Source organism: Streptosporangium sp. LJ11 (assembly GCF_051918945.1).
Lineage (GTDB): Bacteria > Actinomycetota > Actinomycetes > Streptosporangiales > Streptosporangiaceae > Streptosporangium.
In genome coordinates this window covers 1-17912 of sequence record NZ_JBPXMB010000027.1, presented here as the reverse complement: position 1 = coordinate 17912, position 17912 = coordinate 1, and the positions used below count along the sequence as shown (strand labels likewise).

17 protein-coding genes are annotated in these 17912 nt (G+C 72.3%); 11 read left to right on the top strand and 6 right to left on the bottom strand.

All coding sequences use genetic code 11. The features are described from left to right. Nucleotides 1–4: 4 nt before the first annotated feature. From ACTOQ3_RS33420 to ACTOQ3_RS33405, 4 genes are read left to right on the top strand one after another with little or no spacing between them, the layout of a single operon-like run. A complete protein-coding gene (locus ACTOQ3_RS33420) occupies nucleotides 5–946 on the top strand; it encodes a carbohydrate ABC transporter permease (protein WP_440087449.1) in 942 nt (313 codons plus the stop codon). Continuing rightward, entirely contained in the window at nucleotides 943–1833 is an 891-nt protein-coding gene (locus ACTOQ3_RS33415; RefSeq protein WP_440087447.1) for a carbohydrate ABC transporter permease, read from the top strand. The genes ACTOQ3_RS33420 and ACTOQ3_RS33415 overlap by 4 nt, the downstream gene beginning before the upstream one ends. Beyond that, a complete protein-coding gene (locus tag ACTOQ3_RS33410) occupies nucleotides 1830–3089 on the top strand; it encodes a 6-phospho-beta-glucosidase (RefSeq protein ID WP_440087446.1) in 1260 nt (419 codons plus the stop codon). Before ACTOQ3_RS33415 ends, ACTOQ3_RS33410 begins: the two co-directional genes overlap by 4 nt. After that, the gene (locus ACTOQ3_RS33405) at nucleotides 3086–4057 is read left to right on the top strand and encodes an N-acetylglucosamine kinase (RefSeq protein ID WP_440087445.1); all 972 of its coding nucleotides are present in this window, start codon (nucleotides 3086–3088) and stop codon (nucleotides 4055–4057) included. Before ACTOQ3_RS33410 ends, ACTOQ3_RS33405 begins: the two co-directional genes overlap by 4 nt. Before the next feature lie 127 nt (nucleotides 4058–4184). On the opposite strand, the gene ACTOQ3_RS33400 is transcribed toward ACTOQ3_RS33405, so the two are convergent. Then, on the bottom strand, nucleotides 4185–5099 hold the full coding sequence (locus ACTOQ3_RS33400; protein WP_440087444.1) for a LysR family transcriptional regulator: 915 nt from the start codon (nucleotides 5097–5099) through the stop codon (nucleotides 4185–4187). 163 nt (nucleotides 5100–5262) lie between these two features. Here ACTOQ3_RS33400 and ACTOQ3_RS33395 point away from each other — a divergent pair, with 163 nt between their 5' ends. Both ACTOQ3_RS33395 and ACTOQ3_RS33390 read left to right on the top strand, forming a co-directional pair. After that, nucleotides 5263–5457, top strand: a complete 195-nt coding sequence (locus ACTOQ3_RS33395) for a hypothetical protein (RefSeq protein WP_440087443.1) — start codon at nucleotides 5263–5265, stop codon at nucleotides 5455–5457. 101 nt (nucleotides 5458–5558) lie between these two features. Next, nucleotides 5559–6617, top strand: a complete 1059-nt coding sequence (locus ACTOQ3_RS33390; protein ID WP_440087441.1) for an SDR family oxidoreductase — start codon at nucleotides 5559–5561, stop codon at nucleotides 6615–6617. Between the two features lie 24 nt (nucleotides 6618–6641). Here ACTOQ3_RS33390 and ACTOQ3_RS33385 read toward each other — a convergent pair whose 3' ends face one another. The 3 genes from ACTOQ3_RS33385 to ACTOQ3_RS33375 all read right to left on the bottom strand — a co-directional run bounded on the left by ACTOQ3_RS33385 (nucleotide 6642) and on the right by ACTOQ3_RS33375 (nucleotide 9856). Next, entirely contained in the window at nucleotides 6642–7577 is a 936-nt protein-coding gene (locus ACTOQ3_RS33385) for a nucleoside hydrolase (RefSeq protein WP_440087440.1), read from the bottom strand. 132 nt (nucleotides 7578–7709) lie between these two features. After that, complete coding sequence (locus ACTOQ3_RS33380) at nucleotides 7710–8186, bottom strand: Lrp/AsnC family transcriptional regulator (RefSeq protein ID WP_440087439.1); 477 nt, start codon at nucleotides 8184–8186, stop codon at nucleotides 7710–7712. 47 nt (nucleotides 8187–8233) lie between these two features. Then, the gene (locus ACTOQ3_RS33375) at nucleotides 8234–9856 is read right to left on the bottom strand and encodes a sensor histidine kinase (RefSeq protein WP_440087438.1); all 1623 of its coding nucleotides are present in this window, start codon (nucleotides 9854–9856) and stop codon (nucleotides 8234–8236) included. Nucleotides 9857–10020: 164 nt separating this feature from the next. Here ACTOQ3_RS33375 and ACTOQ3_RS33370 point away from each other — a divergent pair, with 164 nt between their 5' ends. Beyond that, nucleotides 10021–10974, top strand: coding sequence for a pirin family protein (locus ACTOQ3_RS33370; RefSeq protein ID WP_440087436.1), 954 nt, complete (start codon nucleotides 10021–10023; stop codon nucleotides 10972–10974). A 245-nt stretch (nucleotides 10975–11219) separates the two neighbouring features. Here the strand turns inward: ACTOQ3_RS33370 and ACTOQ3_RS33365 are convergent, their stop codons facing one another. Next, complete coding sequence (locus tag ACTOQ3_RS33365) at nucleotides 11220–12071, bottom strand: LysR family transcriptional regulator (RefSeq protein WP_440087435.1); 852 nt, start codon at nucleotides 12069–12071, stop codon at nucleotides 11220–11222. A gap of 72 nt (nucleotides 12072–12143) precedes the next feature. On the opposite strand from ACTOQ3_RS33365, the gene ACTOQ3_RS33360 reads away from it, so the two are divergent. From ACTOQ3_RS33360 to ACTOQ3_RS33345, 4 genes are all read left to right on the top strand, one after another. Beyond that, on the top strand, nucleotides 12144–13367 hold the full coding sequence (locus tag ACTOQ3_RS33360; RefSeq protein ID WP_440087434.1) for an MFS transporter: 1224 nt from the start codon (nucleotides 12144–12146) through the stop codon (nucleotides 13365–13367). Between the two features lie 10 nt (nucleotides 13368–13377). Next, nucleotides 13378–13749, top strand: coding sequence for a hypothetical protein (locus ACTOQ3_RS33355; protein WP_440087433.1), 372 nt, complete (start codon nucleotides 13378–13380; stop codon nucleotides 13747–13749). After that, on the top strand, nucleotides 13635–14057 hold the full coding sequence (locus ACTOQ3_RS33350; RefSeq protein WP_440087432.1) for a DUF427 domain-containing protein: 423 nt from the start codon (nucleotides 13635–13637) through the stop codon (nucleotides 14055–14057). The genes ACTOQ3_RS33355 and ACTOQ3_RS33350 overlap by 115 nt, the downstream gene beginning before the upstream one ends. A 172-nt stretch (nucleotides 14058–14229) precedes the next feature. Further along, a complete protein-coding gene (locus tag ACTOQ3_RS33345) occupies nucleotides 14230–15639 on the top strand; it encodes a dihydrolipoyl dehydrogenase family protein (RefSeq protein ID WP_440087431.1) in 1410 nt (469 codons plus the stop codon). A gap of 222 nt (nucleotides 15640–15861) precedes the next feature. On the opposite strand, the gene ACTOQ3_RS33340 is transcribed toward ACTOQ3_RS33345, so the two are convergent. Beyond that, nucleotides 15862–17043 carry an acyl-CoA dehydrogenase family protein gene (locus ACTOQ3_RS33340; protein WP_440087430.1) on the bottom strand — a complete coding sequence of 394 codons (1182 nt, stop codon included), beginning with the start codon at nucleotides 17041–17043 and terminating at the stop codon, nucleotides 15862–15864. Between the last annotated feature and the right edge of the window lie 869 nt (nucleotides 17044–17912).

Sequence of the window (17912 nt, the reverse complement as noted above, 5' to 3'; positions counted from 1 at the left end):
CTCGATGAGCACCGTCCACGCCGCGCCGCCCAGGTGGCGGCGCGGCGAGGGCCTCAAGGCCCTCCTTTGGATGTCGCCCTGGCTGGTGGGGTTCGCGGTCTTCTTCGCCTACCCCCTCGCGGCGACGGTCTACTTCTCCTTCCACCGCTACGACCTGTTCACGCTTGAGTTCATCGGCCTGGACAACTACCGCTACTTCCTGGTGGACGACCGGGCCTGGGTCTCCATCGGGAACACGCTGTGGCTGGTGGTCCTCATGGTCCCCGCCCAGGTGCTCTTCGGGCTGGGCGTGGCGTGGCTGCTCACCCGGCTCAAGGCGGGCGTCGGCTTCTTCCGCACGGTGTTCTACCTGCCGTCGCTGATCCCGGTGGTGGCCGGCACGGTCTCCTTCGTGTTCCTGCTGAACCCCTCGGGGCCGCTCAACCAGTTCATCGAGCTCTTCGGGATCGCCGCGCCCGACTGGTTCGGCGACAGGGACTGGTCCAAGCCCGGCCTGACCATGCTGGCCATGTGGGGCATCGGCAACACCATGATGATCTTCCTGGCGGCGCTGCTGGACGTGCCCAAGCACCTGTACGAGGCGGCGGCCATCGACGGGGCGGGCGCGTGGCGGCAGTTCAGGAGCATCACGCTGCCGACGATCTCGCCGGTGCTGATGTTCTCGACGGTCACCGGCGTCATCTACGCCCTGCAGTACTTCACCCAGGCGATGATCGCCTCCCGGGTCGCGGCGGGGGTCACCGACTCCCCCGGCAGCACCTTCGTGCCCGGCTACCCGGAGCTGTCGACGCTGACGCTGGCCCAGTGGCTGTTCCACGTGGGCTTCCGCGACTTCAGCATGGGCTACGCCTGCGTGCTGGCCCTGCTGCTGTTCGCCTTCTCCACGGTCTTCACCCTCATCCTGCTCCGCAGGTTCCGCGCGTTCGACGAAGGAGGGGACCGGTGACCGCCCTCACCGCCTCGGCCACCCCGGCCGCACGGCCCGCCTCCCGCGGGCCGCGCGGCCCGCGCGGCCGGGTGATCCTGTACTGGATCGCCACCCACGCCCTCGCCGTCGCGCTGTCGCTGATGTTCGTCGGACCGCTGGTGTTCGTGGCGCTGACGGCCGTGATGAGCAACGACCAGGCGCTCACCGGCGACCTGTGGCCGCGCACCTGGAACTGGGCCAACTTCGCCGACGTGTTCGCCAGGTCACGGCTGCTGGCCTGGCTGGGCAACACGTTCCTGTACGCCGGGCTCGGCACCGCGTTCATGCTGCTGTCGTCGATCCCGGTGGCGTACGCGATGGCCCGCTTCCGCTTCCGGGGGCGCAGGCTGGCCTTCCTCGCGGTCATCACGATGATGATGCTGCCGCCCCAGGTCGTCGCGGTCCCCGTCTATCTCATCTGGGCGCGCCTGGACCTGACCGGCACGCTGTGGCCGCTGATCCTGCCGATGCTGCTCGGCGACGCCTTCTCCATCTTCCTGCTCCGGCAGTTCCTGGTCAGCATTCCCCGGGAGTACACCGAGGCCGCCAGGGTGGACGGCTGCTCGGACTTCCGGACCCTGATCAGGGTGGTCCTGCCGATGGCGCGCCCGGCGATAGCGGCGGTGGGCCTGTTCCAGTTCTTCTACTGCTGGAACGATTACTATGGTCCGCTGCTCTACGCCCACACGAACGAGGCAAGCTGGACGCTCTCCCTCGGGCTGGCGTCCTTCCGGGCACTGCACAGCGTGCAGTGGAACCTCACCATGGCGGCGACGCTGCTCGTCATGGCCCCGGTGATCATTGTTTTCTTCTTCGCCCAGAAGGTCTTCATCGAGGGCGTCACGCTGACAGGAGTAAAAGGGTGAAACTCGCCGTTGTCGGGGGCGGCTCGACGTACACGCCGGAGCTGATCGACGGGTTCGCGCGGCTGCGCGAGGAGCTGCCGCTGACCGAGATCGCGCTGGTCGACCCGGACACCCACCGGCTCGAGCTGGTGTCCGGCATGGCGCGCCGGATGCTGGCGCGGGCCGGGCACCCGGCCACGGTCGTCGCGACCACCTCCGTCGAGGAGGGCGTCGCCGGGGCGCACGCGGTCCTGCTGCAGCTGCGCGTCGGCGGCCAGGCGGCGCGGAACGTGGACGAGACGCTGCCGCTGGAGTGCGGGTGCGTCGGCCAGGAGACGACCGGCGCGGGCGGGCTGGCCAAGGCGCTGCGCACGGTGCCGGTGGTGCTCGACATCGCCGAGAAGGTCAGGAGGCTCGCGCCGGACGCCTGGATCGTCGACTTCACCAACCCCGTCGGCATCGTCACCAGGGCGCTCCTGGAGGCCGGGCACCGGGCCATCGGCCTGTGCAACGTCGCCATCGGCTTCCAGCGCCGCTTCGCCGCGAACCTGGGCGTGGCCCCGGAGCGGATCTCGCTCGGCCACGTCGGCCTGAACCACCTCACCTGGGAGCGGGCCGTCCACCTGGACGGGGTGGACGTGCTGCCCAAGCTGCTGGAGAGCCACGCGGAGGAGATCGGCCGGGACGTCGGCCTGCCCGCCGCGCTCATCCGCCACCTGGGCGTGGTGCCCTCCTACTACCTGCGCTACTTCTACGAGCACGACCTGGTGGTGGAGGAGCAGCGGGCCAAGCCGTCGCGCGCGGCCGAGGTCGCGGCGATGGAGAAGACCCTGCTGGAGCTGTACGCCGACCCGGCGGTGGACACCAAGCCCGAGCTGCTGGGCAAGCGCGGCGGGGCCTTCTACTCCGAGGCGGCGGTGGCGCTGATCGCCTCGCTGGCCGGCGACCGCGGCGACACCCAGGTGGTCAACCTGCGCAACGACGGCACGCTGCCGTTCCTGCCCGACGAGGCGGTCATCGAGGTCCCGGCCACGATCACCTCGGCGGGCGCGGCCGCGCTGCCCGTCGCCCCGGTGGAGCCCCTCTTCGCCGGGCTCATCGCCCACGTCACGGCGTACGAGACGCTGGCGATCGAGGCCGCGCTGCACGGCGGCGAGGACCGCGTCGCCGACGCGCTGCTGGCCCACCCGCTGATCGGCCAGGCCTCGCTCTCCGGCGACCTGGCCAGGCGCCTGATCGAGGCCAACCGCGGGCACCTGTCCTGGGCGACCGCGTGAGAACGGTCCTGGCGGTCGACGGCGGAAACAGCAAGACCGACATCGCGCTGGTGGCCGAGGACGGCTCGGTCCTCGCCACCGGGCGCGGCGGCGCCTTCCAGCCCCAGACCACGGGGGTGGGCGTCGCGATCGACGCGATCGGCGACACCGTGCGCGCCGCGCTCGGCCCCGGCGCGGCCACGCCGTACGCCGACCACGTGGCCGCCTACGTGGCGGGCGCGGACCTGCCGGTGGAGGAGGAGGCGCTCCGCGAGGAGATCCTCTCCCGGGGGTACGGCAGGGAGGCGACCGTCGGCAACGACACCTTCGCGCTGCTGCGCGCCGGGGCCTCCGGGCCCGCGGGGGTGGCCGTGGTGTGCGGCGCGGGGATCAACGCGGTGGCGGTCTCCCCGTCGGGGGAGGTGGCGAGATACCCGGCGCTGGGGCGGCTCACCGGCGACTGGGGCGGCGGCCTCGGCCTCGGCGAGGAGACGCTCTGGCACGCGGTGCGCGCCGAGGACGGCCGGGGCCCGGCGAGCGCGCTGGCCGCCGCGGTCCGCGAGCACTTCGGCACCCGCACCGTCGAGGAGGTGTCCCTGGCCGTCCATTTCGGCGAGCTGCCCTACGGCAGGCTGAACGAGCTGGTGCCGGCGCTGATGGCGGTCGCGGCCCAGGGGGACGGGGTGGCCCGCTCGCTGGTGGCGCGGATGGCCGAGGAGGTCGTCGTGCTCGCGGTGGTCGCGATGCGCCGCCTGGACCTGCTCTCCGTCCCGATGGAGGTGGTCCTGGGCGGCGGCGTGCTCACCGCCCGCCACCCGCTCATGAGCGAGCTGCTGGAACGCGGCTTCGCCGGGAGCGCGCCGCAGGCCAAGCTGATCGTCGCCGACGTCGCGCCCATCATGGGCGCCGCCCTCCTGGGCCTGGACGCCCTCGGCGCCACCGAGGAGGCCAGGGCCCGGCTGCGGGCCCACTTCCGCCCCCGGACATGAGACCTCTGGACATGACCTCACGGGGATGACACTCCCCGGCATGACGGGGTGACGTGATGGGCTGACATCACGCCGCGCACGGCCCGCATCTCACGGCGCGGGCCGCGGCGTGCGGGGAGCCGAACGCTCAGGAGGCCGGGTGGGCGTCCGGCAGGGGAAGGAGCGTGGCCGCCGTGCTCTCGGTGAGCAGTGCGAGGAAGGCCCCGCCGAGGGCGTCGAACCCGGTGCGAGCGTAGGCGGTGAGGACGCGGGTCACGGCGGGCCTCGGCCGGAGGATGTGGCCCTTGTACCCGCCGGGCACGATGTTGGCGGGGATGAGGGCGGGTCCGAGACCTGCAGCCGCGAGGGCTGGAGCCGATGCCGTCTGCTCGGTGCGCACCGCGATCCTGGGCCGGAACCCGGCCTCCGCGCAGGCGCGGTCCAGGATGTCGGCCAGGCCGTTGCCGGGGGCGTAGTGGACCCAGCGGCGGTCGCGCAGGTCGTGCAGGTCCACCGAGGTCGCCCCGCCGGACGCGAGGGGATCGCCGGAGGAGACGGCCACGACGAACTCCTCGGCACCGAGCGTGCGCACCGGCCCCGCCCAGGACGCGGGCCGGGGACCGACGGCGAGGTCGGCCTGCCCGCTCGCCATCGCCTCCGCCAGTTCGCCGGCGTGGCGGTGCTCGAAGAGCCTGACGTCGACCTCTGGATGGAGCCCGCTCCAGACGCGCAGCGCAGCGGGCAGCACGCCCAGGCTGATCGAGTAGACCGTCGCCAGCCGCAGCTCTCCCCCGGCCAGCCCGGTCGTCCGGCGTACGGCCGACAGGGCGCGGGCCGCGTCGGCCAGGGTGGCCCGCGCGTGCGGCAGCATCGCACGCCCGGCCGCCGTGAGGTGGATCGCCTTGGGCAGCCGTTCGAGCAGCCGCGCGCCGACCGTCCGCTCCAGAGCCTGGATCTGGTGCGACAGGGCCGGCTGGGTGACGTGGAGGGTCTCAGCGGCCCGTGTGAAGGAACCCTGGTCGACGACCGTCACCAGATACTCGAGCTGCCGCAGACTCAGCATGCACAGAAGTTATCACAAGCATAGAAAGTATAATTTTTACTTATGTTTCTGAAGGAGTGAGGCTCAGCTCACGTTGGCCGCCGGGCGCGACGTTTCGATCATCAGCGCAGGCCAGGACGCTGCGGCGTCCCGGCGAGGAAACCGGAGAGAGTGAGAACACGACGTGACCTTTCTCGGCAGCCCGCCCATCGCCGGCCACCTGGTGGCCGAGAACCACCAGGGCCGGCCGGACGCCCTGCGCGAGGAGTTTCGCGACAACTCCCACAACGGCCATGTCGGCGGGCGGCTTCTGCCGGTCCCGGACGTCGTCATAGAGAATTTTTATCGGCCGGACAAAAAACATCACTTGGACTTATGACGATGGGTCGACGCAGAATCGAGTCCCCGCCTCCGTTCACGGGCCTCCCGCGGGGGACGCGGTCCAAGGCGGAGGCTTCGCACGGATCAGGAGAAGAACCCATGAGCACGCAGCCCAAGGTCGCCCTCGTCGTCGGGGCACAGGGGGTGATCGGCCGCAACCTGGTCGACCACCTCGCGGCGCTCGGCGACTGGGACGTCATCGGCCTGTCACGCCGCGGCGGGGAGAGCACAGGCCGGGTCCGCCACATACGGGCCGACCTGCTCGACCGGGAAGACTGCGCCAAGAAGCTCGGCGAGCTCGTCGACGTGACCCACATCTTCTACGCCGCCTACCAGGACCGGCCGACCTGGGCCGAGCTCGTCCCGCCCAACCTCGCCATGCTCGTCAACGTCGTCGACGCGGTCGAGCCGGTGGCGCCGGGCCTGCGGCACGTCAGCCTCATGCAGGGATACAAGGTCTACGGCGCGCACCTGGGCCCCTTCAAGACCCCGGCCCGCGAGAGCGACCCGCACCACATGCCGCCGGAGTTCAACGTCGACCAGCAGAACTTCCTCGAGGAGCGCCAGAAGGGCTCGGGGTGGACGTGGACCGCGATCCGCCCGTCGGTGGTGTGCGGCTTCGCCCTCGGCAACCCGATGAACCTGGCCATGGTCATCGCGGTGTACGGCGCCGTCTCGAAGGAACTGGGCCTGCCGCTGCGCTTCCCCGGCAGGCCGGGGGCCTACGACACGTTGCTGGAGATGACCGACGCGGGACTGCTGGCCAGGGCGACCATCTGGGCGGCGACCGACGAGCGCTGCGCCAACCAGGCGTTCAACGTCAACAACGGCGACCTCTTCCGCTGGAACGACATGTGGCCGAAGATCGCCGGGTTCTTCGACCTGGAGGTGGCCCCTCCCCTGCCGATGTCGCTCGACGTCGTCATGGCCGACAAGGGCCCGCTCTGGAACTCCATGACCGAGAAGTACGGGCTGGAGCCGCACCCGTACGAGGACGTGTCCTCCTGGGCCTTCGGTGACGCCGTGTTCTCCTGGGACTACGACTTCTTCGCCGACGGTTCCAAGGCCCGGCGCTTCGGCTTCCACGAGTACGTCGATACCGAGGCGATGTTCCTGGACATCCTCGGCGACCTGCGCCGCCGCAGGATCATCCCCTGAGGGATCCGTCCCCCGAAACCGGCCTCAAGGCTCGATCGACTCCGCGACCCGGGCGTAGACGGTGAGCAGGAGGTCCCAGAAGCGGCCCACGTCGAGGGAGGTGCCGACCAGGGCGTTGGGGGCGCGACCCCGCAGGGCGAAGTCGGTCACGGTCATCCCGGCGGTGAAGCGGCCGGCCGTCTCGACGTCCACGACGGCGGGTTCGAGGATGATCAGCGACGGGTCGATCAGGTGGGCGATCGCGCAGGCGTCGTGGATCGCGGGCCCGTCCTCGGCGGTGATCACGCCGTAGAACCGCACGCACGGCAGGAGCAGGTCGGTGCCGAGCCGGCCCATCGCCGCCATGCGCTCCGCCACCGCCAGCGTGGTCACGGCGCCGCGGCTCACGTCGAGACCGATCATGGTCACCGTCCAGCCCGCGCCGAAGACGACCGCGGCGGCCTCCGGGTCGGCGGCGATGTTGAACTCGGCCGCGGGAGAGAAGTTGCCCCGCGTGTAGGACCCGCCGAGGATCGTGAGCCCCCGCGCCCAGCCGACGATCGCGGGTTCCCTGAGCACGGCGAGCGCCACGTTGGTCAGCGGGCCGATGGCGACCAGGGTCACCTCGCCCGGGTCGGCCCGGAGCGTCTCGATGATGAAGTCCACGGCGTGCCCGGCGGCCGGCGGGAGCGACGCCGGGGGCAGCAGCGCGTCCCCGAGGCCGGAATCGCCGTGCACCCCGGCCGCGTTCACCCGGGGGCGCAGGAGCGCGCCCGCGCTGCCCGCGACGACCGGCACGCCGCCGAACCCCAGGAACTCGCGGAGCCGCAGCGCGTTGTCGGTGGTCCTGGCCAGCTCGACGTTGCCGCCGACCGTGGTGATCCCCAGGATCTCCAGCTCGGGGCTCCCGTGGGCGAGGACGAGCGCCAGCGCGTCGTCGATCCCCGGGTCGCAGTCGATGATGATCTTTCTGGGAGGCACCCGTCCAGCTTGGAGCAATCACCTCGTTCCCGGCAAACCAGGAACATCCTCCCGGGGAGGTGCGCGGTCGCCACGCCGGGAGGACGCCGGCGCGGGCCCGTCACGCACCCGCGGGGAGCGTCCCCGGGACGGTCAGGCGCGCTCCTCGGGCCTCCCGCCGTCCTCGCCCGCCGGCTCCGGGGTGCGGTGCTCGTACGGCGTGCTGAGCACGACCGTGGTGCGGGTGGAGACGTTGGCGGCGGTGCGGATCTGGTTGAGCAGCTCCTCGAGCGCGATCGGTGAGGCCACCCGGACCTTGAGGATGTAGCTCTCGTCCCCGGCCACGCTGTGGCAGGCCTCGACGGCGCTCAGATGGGCCAGCCGCTCCGGGGCGTCGTCGGCGGCGGCCGGGTCTATCGGCTTGATGGAGACGAACGCGGTGAGCGAGAGCCCGATGGCGTCGTAGTCGACCAGCGCGGCGTATCCCCGCAGCACGCCACGCTTCTCCAGCCGGCGCACCCGCTGGTGCACCGCCGACACCGAGAGCCCGGTCTCCCTGGCGAGATCGGTGAAGCTCATCCGGCCATCCCTGGCCAGCAATGTGACGATACGGCGGTCGATCTCCTCCATCCGGTAAACGGTAACGGCATTCGGATACCGCGCGTACCGTCCGCGTGTCACGGCACGGTCCCAACCGCGATCTCCGCGGGGTCCTCCCGTCCGGCCTCGGTCTCGGCCTCGCCCTCCCGCTCCGGAGAGACGGCCTCGGCGGGCAGCGTGATGACGAAGCGGGCTCCCCCGGTGTACTCGGTGTCCAGCCGGATCGTGCCGCCGTGCTGCTCCACGATCTTCCGGCAGAGCGCCAGGCCGATCCCGGTGCCCTCGTAGGCGTCCCGCTGGTGCAGCCGCTGGAAGATGATGAAGATCTTGTCGGCGAAGTTGGGGGAGATGCCGATGCCGTTGTCGGTCACGGTCATCCGCACCTCGCCGTCGAGCCGCTCGGACTCGATCCCGATCCGGGGCGCGCGGCCGGGGTCGCGGAACTTCAGGGAGTTGCCGATCAGGTTCTGCCAGAGCATCACGAACTGGGTCCGGTCCCCGACGACGGTGGGCAGGTCGCCGACCTCGATCTCGGCCCCGGACTCCTCCACCGCCGCGGAGAGGTTGACCAGGGCCCTGCCGACCACGTCGTTCAGATCCATCTCGACGGGCTCCCGGCTGATCCGTCCCACCCGGGAGAAGGTGAGCAGCTCGTTGATGAGCACCTGCATGCGCTTGGCGCCGTCCACGGCGAAGTCGATGTAGGTGTTGGCCCTGTCGTCGAGCTGGGAGGCGTACCGCTGCTGAAGCATCTGGCAGAACGAGGCGATCTTCCGCAGCGGTTCCTGCAGGTCGTGCGAGGCCACGTAGGCGAACTGTTCCAGCTCCGCGTTGGAGCGCTTCAGCTCCTCGGCCTGGGCGGCGATCTGCAGCCGGGCGCCTCGGGCCTCCTCCAGCTCGGTGACGATGCGCCGGCGCATCGCCTCCATGTCGTCGGCCAGTTCGGCGAGGTCGGCGGGGCCGCCGGTGTCGACGTGGTGCGCGAAGTCTCCCATGGTGACCCGTCGCGAGGCCTCGCGCAGCCGGGCCAGGGGGCCGAACACTCCGATCCTCAGCAGCACCGCCACCGTGACGATGGTGACCAGGAAGGCGGCCAGGATGCCGAAGAAGGTGGCGTCCCTGACCGTGCGGGCGGCCTCCAGCTCGGCGCGGGCCCGCTCCCTCGCGTGGGCCCAGGCGGCGTTCTGGGTGTCGAGCGCCTTCCTGACGGCGTCGAAGGAGCGCTTGCTCTCCTCGGACTGCGCGGCGCTCACGCTCTCCGGGCCCTCGTCCCTGACACTGGTGATCATCGGCTCCGCGTAGCGGGCCCGCCACTCGGCGGCCAGCCGTCCCACCTCGTCGAGTGCCCGCAGCGGTTCCGTGCCCGGTGCCAGCCGCTCGATCTGCGACGACACGGAGATCTCGTCGCGCCGCCCGTCCACGTACGGCTGCAGGAACTCCTCCTTGCCGGTGATGACGAAGCCCCGCACCCCGGTCTCCTGGTTCAGCAGGGTCGCCTGCAGGCGCTCCGCCTGGATCCTGCCCACCGAGATGTGGTCGATCAGCCTGTTGGAGGCGGACGCCGCGTTCTTCAGGACCGTGGCGCCGACGATCGCCGACACCCCCAGCAGGACGGCCATGACGAGCAGCACGACGTTGAACCACGTCTGCGCGCTCCAGCGGCTCTTGCCGGATCCGCTCGGAGGTGTCTCGGTGGTCATTCGGCCTCTCACTTCACGCGGTGTCCGTCCCGCCGTGGCCGTAGGTGCCCGGCGGGGTGGACGAAAGATACCGGAACCCGCCGCCGGCCACGCACGTGATCCCCTCCCGGGGAACGACGCCACCCGATGCCCGGTATGGGCGGATCGCGACGTACATTCGCGGGATGAGCAATCTGGAAACGGATCCGCGCGCGTCGGCCTGCGGCGGCCTCGCGGACGTGGCGGCGGAGCCGGTGAACGAGCTACTGACCGGCCGGGACGTGGTGCTGGGCGGCCCCCGGGCGATGAAGGTCACCAGAACCCTGCCGAACCGGGACGTCAGGATGGTCGGCGCGTGGTGTTTCGTCGACCACTACGGCCCGGAGCGGGCGAGGATGCACGTCCCCCCGCATCCGCACACCGGCCTGCAGACCGTCAGCTGGCTCGTGGAGGGTGAGATCCTGCACCGCGACAGCGTCGGCAGCGAGCAGCTGGTCAGGCCGGGCCAGCTCAACCTGATGACCGCCGGGCGGGCCATCTCCCACTCGGAGGAGTCGCCCGCCGAGGCCGTGCTGCACGGGGTCCAGCTGTGGGTGGCGCTCCCCTCCGCCGCCCGCGACGCCGCCCCCGCCTTCGAGCACCACCCGGCGCTGCCCGCGTTGACCTCTCCAGGAGTGACGGTGACCGTCATCATGGGCGAGCTGGGCGGTGTCACCTCCCCGGCGACGATCCACACCCCGCTGGTCGGGGCCGAGGTGACGCTGGAGGCGGGTGCCGGGACCTCGGTCCCGCTGCGTCCCGGCTTCGAGTACGCCGCGCTGGCCCTGTCCGGCACCGTACGGGTCGGCGAGACGGCTCTCTCCCCCGGGCCGCTGCTCTACCTGGGCAGCGGGCGCTCGGAGCTGGCCCTGGGCGCCGAGGGCCCCGGGCGGCTGCTGCTCGTCGGCGGCGAGCCGTTCGAAGAGCGGATCGTGATGTGGTGGAACTTCGTCGGCCGGAGCCACGAGGAGATCGCCGGGTTCCGGCGGGAGTGGATGGAGGGCGAGGCGTTCGGCACGGTGCCCGGCGCGGGAGCCGCCCCGCTGCCCGCGCCCGAGCTGCCCATGACTCCCCTCAAGGCGCGCGGGCGCCGCCGCTAGCGGGCCGGGGCCCACCGGCCACCACCGGCCGCCACCGGCCGCCACCGGCCGCCACCGGCCGCCACCACCGGAACCGGCACGAGACGGTCTCCGCACCACCGCAGGACGGCCGCCCGGCCGGCGGCCGTCCACGGCCACGTCCTCACTCCAGGCTCCGGCGCGGAGGGTCTCCCCGAGATCGTCGTGCACCCGCCGCACACCGGCCGATCCGGCAAGGCGGTGATCGGGAAGAACCCGCGTACCGCTCAGATCATCCGCCGGAGGGCGGTCTCCACGGCGTCGACGAGCGCGTCGCCCTCGGTGCCGGGGTGGCGGGCAAGGCCGAGTTCGACGTCCGGCAGCGCGGGCAACGCGGCCGCGTCGTGGCAGGCCATGGCCGGTTCGAGGTTGGCGGGCAGAAGCGCCGCGACCCCGAGCCCGGCCCGTAGCGCGGCGAGCACCCCGGCGAGACTGTTGCTCTCGAACGCCACCCGCCAGCGGCGCCCCGTGCCCTCCATCGCCTCCATCGCCTCCAGCACCGACGTCCGCCAGGCGCACGTGTTCGAGAACAGCACCACCGGCAGCGGGTCGGCGTCGATGGCGACCCCCTGCCCGACCGCCCAGACCAGCGGCAGCCGCACCGTCCAGCGCGGTGGCCAGGGAAGGTCCTTGACCTCGTCGAGCACGAGGTGGACACGGCCCGTGTCGTAGGCCTCCCGCATCTCCGCGCCGGAAAGGCTGAGCACCTCCAGCGTCGCGCCGGGGTGCAGCCGCGCGAGGTCGGCGAGTGCCTGGGAAAGGCGGGAAGCGGCGAGATCCTCGAGGAGTCCCACCCCGCAGTGCCCGGTGAGCGCGCGTCCTGTTTCGGTGAGTGCCTGTGCCGACAGGGCGAGGATGCGCTCGGCGTAGGGCAGCAGTTCCTCGCCCGCCCGGGTCGGCGAGACGCCGGACGGCGCCCGGTGCAGCAGCGGGCTGCCGACGGCCCTTTCGAGCTTGCGCAGCTGCTGGCTGAGCGCCGGCTGGGTACGGCCGAGCGCCGCCGCCGCACGGCTGATGCTGCCCGCTCGCACGGCGGTGACGAACGACCGCAGCAGGGCGGTGTCGAGATCACGTGCCATAAGCGTTCATTATGCCTGGTCCAACGAATTGACGGCTTCCTATGGCATTCGGGGTGACCTAGCGTTGAAGCGGTGATCAGATTTCGACAGGTGCTCGTGGTGCCGGGGATGACGCCGCTGCTGGGCGTCTCGCTGCTCGCTCGTGCCGCGATCACGGCGGACGCGACGGCGCTGACGATGTACGTCGTCATCGCCCTCGACATGAGTTACGCGGCGGCGGGGGCCGTGGTGGCGGCGCTCACCGCCGGTGTCGCGCTGGGCGGGCCGCTGCTGGGCCGGATGATCGACCGGCGGGGCCTGCGTACCGTGCTGCTCGCCACGGTCGTACCGCAGCTCGTGTTCTGGTCGGCCGTGCCCGTGCTGCCGTACGCGATCCTGCTGTGCGCCTCCTTCGCCGCCGGCTTGCTGATGGTGCCGGTCCAGTCGGTCACCCGGCAGGCGATCGCCGCCATGACGGCGGCGGGGCAGCGGCGGGCGGCGTTCGCGCTGGAGTCGGTGGTGGGCGAGCTGTCGTACATCGTGGGCCCGGCGGCGGTGATCGTGTGCGCGGCGACGGTGTCCCCCGGCGTGGTGGCGTGGGGAGTGGGCGCCGCGATCGTCGTCGGCGGGGCGGGGATCGCCCTGCTCGACCCGCCGATGCGGGCCGAGGACGAGGCGGGCGGCGAGGCGGCGGGCCGGCCCAGGCGCCGGGAGTGGCTGGGAGCGCGCATGGTCGCCGTCCTGACGATGGGGTTCGGCGTCGCGATGCTGCTCAGCGGCGTCGATCTGGCCATCGTCGCCACTCTCCGAGAAGCCGGTCAGGTCTCGTGGGCGGCCGTGGTCGTCGTCGTGTTCGGGGTGACGTCCGTCGTGGGCGGTCTGGTGTACGGAGCGCTGCCCCGGCCGATGCCCACCTGGCTGCTGCTCGGCCTGCTCGGGCTGTTGACGGTTCCGGCCGGACTCGCCCGTGACTGGCCTTGGCTGTGTGTGGCCGTCATCGGTGCCGGGCTGCTCACCGCGCCGACCCTTTCCACGGTCTCCGACGCGGTGAGCCGGCTGGCGCCGGCCGGTGTGCGAGGTGAGGCGACCGGCATGCAGTCCTCGGCGGCGAGCGCGGGGTTCGCGCTCGGCGCCCCGGTCGTGGGAGTGGCGATCGACGCGTCCGTGCCCGCGGGCGGCTTCGCGGCGGCCGGCCTGGCCGGCCTGCTCACCGCGCTGACGGGATATCTGCTCTCGCGCCGGTCACCCGCCGCGCCGTCTCCGTCGTCCTCGTCGCGGGCACGCGAGTCCTGCGACGCCGTCGCGCCGGCCCCGTGACGTCGGCCCGGTGCGGCTGTGGGCGCTTCGCGTACTCCTGGACGACGACGCCGCGACCGCCGCCGGCCGGCTGCCGGCTCGGTCCACGACCCGTTTCCTCCGTGTTCCGGCCGCACCCCTGTCAGAGCCGGCCAGATCAGCCCGCGGTGGCGGCACGGTCACCCGGCGCTCCACCGGCGTCTTCTGGCATCCCAGCCTCGACACGGTGATCGAGCCGCTGGAGCCGTTCGTCGGCCCCGAGGGCAGCGACTTCGAGCCGGAGCTGCTGTGGGACCAGGCCGGCGGGCAGGTGGAGGAGTACCTGCGGGTCTTCGGACGGCCCGACCAGACCGCGGCCTGGCGCGAGCGCAGGCCCTACGTCACCGAACTCGCGGAGGCGTAGGCCGTGCCCGCGTCGGGAACGTTCAACGGGGAGCCCGGCGAGCGCTGGGTCCGCGGGACCAGGGGCGACGTCACCGTCGTCGACAGCCGCCGCCCGGTGCTGGTCCGGGAGTCGCGTCCTCCTGGTCGGCGCGCCAGGGCGGCTCCGTCCCGGCCGACGTGGCCTGGGCCTACCCCGACCCGATCCCGGCCGCCGGGAGGATCAGGGATCACGTCGCCTTCCACAACGAGGTCGTCGACATCGTCGTGGACGGCGTGAAGCTCGAAGGGCCCGTCACGCTCTTCACCGGACGCCCGCGGGAGGGGTGAGAGGGGTCCGCGGCCCACGGGCGGCCCATGGAACGGCCTCGTCCCGTACCCGCCGGGGTCACCGGAGGGTGGCCCCGGTCACGGCCTTGGCGGGAGGATGCGAAGCTGGTATGGACCGCGTCGCCAGAGATGGCGCACGGTCGACGGGCCGGTTCTCTTTGGGAGGTAAGTCGTGTCGGACGAGTTCGACGTGGTGGTTGTGGGCGCGGGCCCCGCGGGCGAGAACGTCGCCGACCGCGCGGTCAAGGGAGGGCTGAGCGCCGCGATCGTCGAGGGGAACCTGGCCGGCGGCGAGTGTTCCTACTGGGCGTGCATTCCCAGCAAGGCGCTGCTGCGCCCGGTGGAACTGGCCGCCGAGGTCTCCAGGATGCCCGGCCTGACAGTGGGCCCGATCGACGCCGCCGCCGTGCTCGCCCGGCGGGACGAGGCGGTGTCCCACTTCGACGACGGCGGCCAGGTCGAGTGGATCAGGAACGTGCCCGCGGAGTTCGTCCGCGGGCACGGGCGGCTGGACGGTCCCGGACGGGTCGTGGTGACCGGGAAGGACGGCTCGGTCCGCGCGCTGACCGCCCGGCGGGCGGTCGTGCTGGCCACCGGCAGCGACGCGGCCGTCCCGCCGATCCCCGGCCTGGCGGAGGCGTCGCCGTGGACGAGCCACGAGGTGACGGCGGCGAAGAGCGTCCCGGGGCGGCTGGCCGTGCTGGGCGGCGGCGTGGTGGCCTGCGAGATGGCCCAGGCCATGCACGGGCTCGGCGCCCGGGAGACGACGGTGCTGGCGCGCGGCGGGCTGCTCGGCAGGATGGAGCCGTTCGCCGGGGAGCTGGTGGCCGAGTCGTTCGCCGAGGCGGGTATCACGGTGCGCACGGGCGTCCGGGTGACGCGGGTCGAGCGGCCCACGCCGGGGGGCCCGGTGACGGTCCACCTGTCCGAGGGACCGCCCGTCGAGGCCGACGAGCTGCTGGTGGCCACCGGCAGGCGTCCCGCGACCGGCGACCTCGGACTGGAGACCGTCGGCCTGGAGCCGGGACGCACGGTGGAGGTCGACGACAGCATGCGCGCGACCGGCGTCTCCGGCGGCTGGCTGTACGCGGTGGGCGACGTCAACGGCCGCGCCCTGCTCACCCACATGGGCAAGTACCAGGCGCGGGTGTGCGGCGACGTCATCGCGGCGCGGGCCAAGGGCGAGTCCGACGACCTGCCGGGCCTGCGCGACGCGGCGGACGCGTACGGCGCGCCGCAGGTGGTCTTCACCGACCCTCAGGTGTGCTCGGTCGGCAAAATCGAGGCGGAGGCCCGCGCCGAGGGGTTCGACGTCCGCGTGGTCGAGTACGACCTGGGCAGGGTGACGGGGGCCTACCTGCGGGGCGAGAACTACCGGGGCAGGGCCAAGGCCGTCGTGGACGAGCGGCGCCGCGTCCTGCTGGGAGTGACCTTCGTCGGCCCCGACGTGGGCGAGATGCTGCACTCCGCGACGATCGCGGTCGTCGGCGAGGTGCCCCTCGACCGGCTCTGGCACGCCGTGCCGTCCTTCCCCGCGGTCAGCGAGATCTGGCTGCGGCTGCTGGAGACGTACGGGCTCTGACCACGACGTGCGGGCTCTCGCACGGCCTCCGGGCCCTGACGCCGACATCCGGCCCTGACGCCGACGTCCGGACCCCGATGCCGAGGTACGGGCTCCGACACGGCGTCGGGGCCGGGAGGCGACGCCCCGCTCCCGGCCCTGACCTCCGTCGCCGGGACCACCCGGCGGGTCACCGGCCCGTGGACGTCCTGAACGGCGCGGACACCGTGGACGCCGTGGAGGTCACCGCCCGGCGTTCCCGGCCTCCTTGGCGAGGGCGCGGCCGATGACCAGGCGCTGGACCTGGTTGGTGCCCTCGACGATCTGCAGGACCTTGGCCTCCCGCATGAGGCGCTCGACCGGGAAGTCCTCCACGTACCCGTAGCCGCCGAGGACCTGGACCGCGTCGGTGGTGACCTTCATGCACACGTCGGTGGCGAAGAGCTTCGCCATCGCGGCCCGCGTGCCGTACGGCCGGCCCGCGTCGCGCAGCCTGGCGGCGTCCAGGTAGAGGGCGCGGGCGGCGGCGATCTGGGTGGCCATGTCGGCGAGCATGAAGCCGACGCCCTGGAAGTCGATGATCCGCGAGCCGAACTGGCGGCGCTCGGCGGCGTACGCCGTGGCGGTCTCGAAGGCGGCCTGGGCCACGCCCACGGCGCAGGCGGCGATGCCGAGCCTGCCGCCGTCCAGCGCGGCCATCGCGATCCGGAACCCCTCCCCCTCGGAGCCCAGCAGGGCCTCGGGCGGCAGCCGCACCCCGTCGAAGCGGACCTGGGCGGTCGGCGAGGACTTCATCCCCATCTTCCGCTCGGGGGCGCCGAACGACAGCCCCTCCGTCCCGGCGGGCACGTGGAAGCAGGAGATGCCGCGCGCGCCGTCGTCCGAGGTCCGGGCCATCAGCGTGTAGAAGTCGGCGGCGCCGCCGTGGGTGATCCAGGCCTTCACCCCGTCGACGGTGTAGCCGGCGGGACCGGCGGAGCCGCCGTCCCCGGGAACCGCCCTGGTCGTCAGCGCGGCGGCGTCGGACCCCGACTGCGGCTCCGACAGGCAGTAGGCGCCCAGCCACTCGCCGCCCAGCATCTCGGGAAGCAGCGCGGCGCGCTGCTCGGCGGTGCCGTAGGCGGCCACCGGGAAGCACGACAGCGTGTGGACCGACAGGCCGAGACCGACCGCCAGCCAGCCGGCCGCGAGTTCCTCGATCACCTGCAGGTAGACCTCGTAGGGCTGCGCCGCCCCGCCGTGCTCCTCGGGGTAGGGCAGGCCGAGCAGCCCCGCGCGGCCGAGCGTGGTGAACACCTCCCGGGGGAAGCGCCCGGCGGACTCGTCGGCCGCGGCCCGGGGGGCGACCTCCTTGCCGATCAGGTCGCGGACCAGGTCCAGGAGGTCATGGGCGTCGCCGGTCGGCAGAACGCGCTCAACGGTCATCTGAGTCCTTCCAGCGTGGAGACCCGCCCCAGGGTTCGCGGGGAGGGGGTCGTGTCCACGGGCTCCGGGTCCCGGCACGGGGTCGCGGCGCGGACGACGAAAGGGCGGCCGGGGTCACCGGCCACCCCGATTCTGGCACCCGCCCCCCGGGCGCCGCCACGCGACCGTGCCGTGCGCGGCCGTGCCGTGCGCGGCCGTCCGGGAGCCGCCGGGTAGGGAAGACAACGGTGCCGGCCCCCACAGGGTGCCACCGGCCACCATGACGCCCACCACGGGCACGTTCATCACCGCGGCGCTTGTCGGCCGGGCGACCGGCGCGAAGCGCGGCCCGTAACCGCGACAGGGCGGCGGGTCACATCGACATCACACCAGTGTCCGCGTTCGTTCACATCAGTGCGGTCAACACCCGCTGTCATCGACCGTACAGGACCTTCCGACCCGCGGCCCGGAGGCCGGCACGACGACCCGGGCCACCGGCTACGGGCACCGAAAAGAGGGTTGAACAGGCGATATAACCGTCTGCGGCCGGAGACCCGCACCGCACGCCATCGCCGCTGCCGCAGGATGTCGACCGCACGGAGACGAATTTCTTGTAGCGAGATGTTGACATCCCGCCTGTAAAGCCTAAACACTTTGCGGAAATACAACAGAAACATGAATGCGACCCGATCGCCGGCCCTTCATCGGGAATCAATCGCCCCATTGTCAAGCTCGCAGGGACGAGGTGCACGCAGTGATGTTAGCGCTAACAACTGTTCGTGCGCCCGTCGATGCGCCATGCGCCCATTGTCTCTGAGGCCTCGCCGTGAGTGCGCGGCCGTGATGTCGCCCCTCGACGTCTTCTCCCCGATTCCCGGAAAGGATGCCCG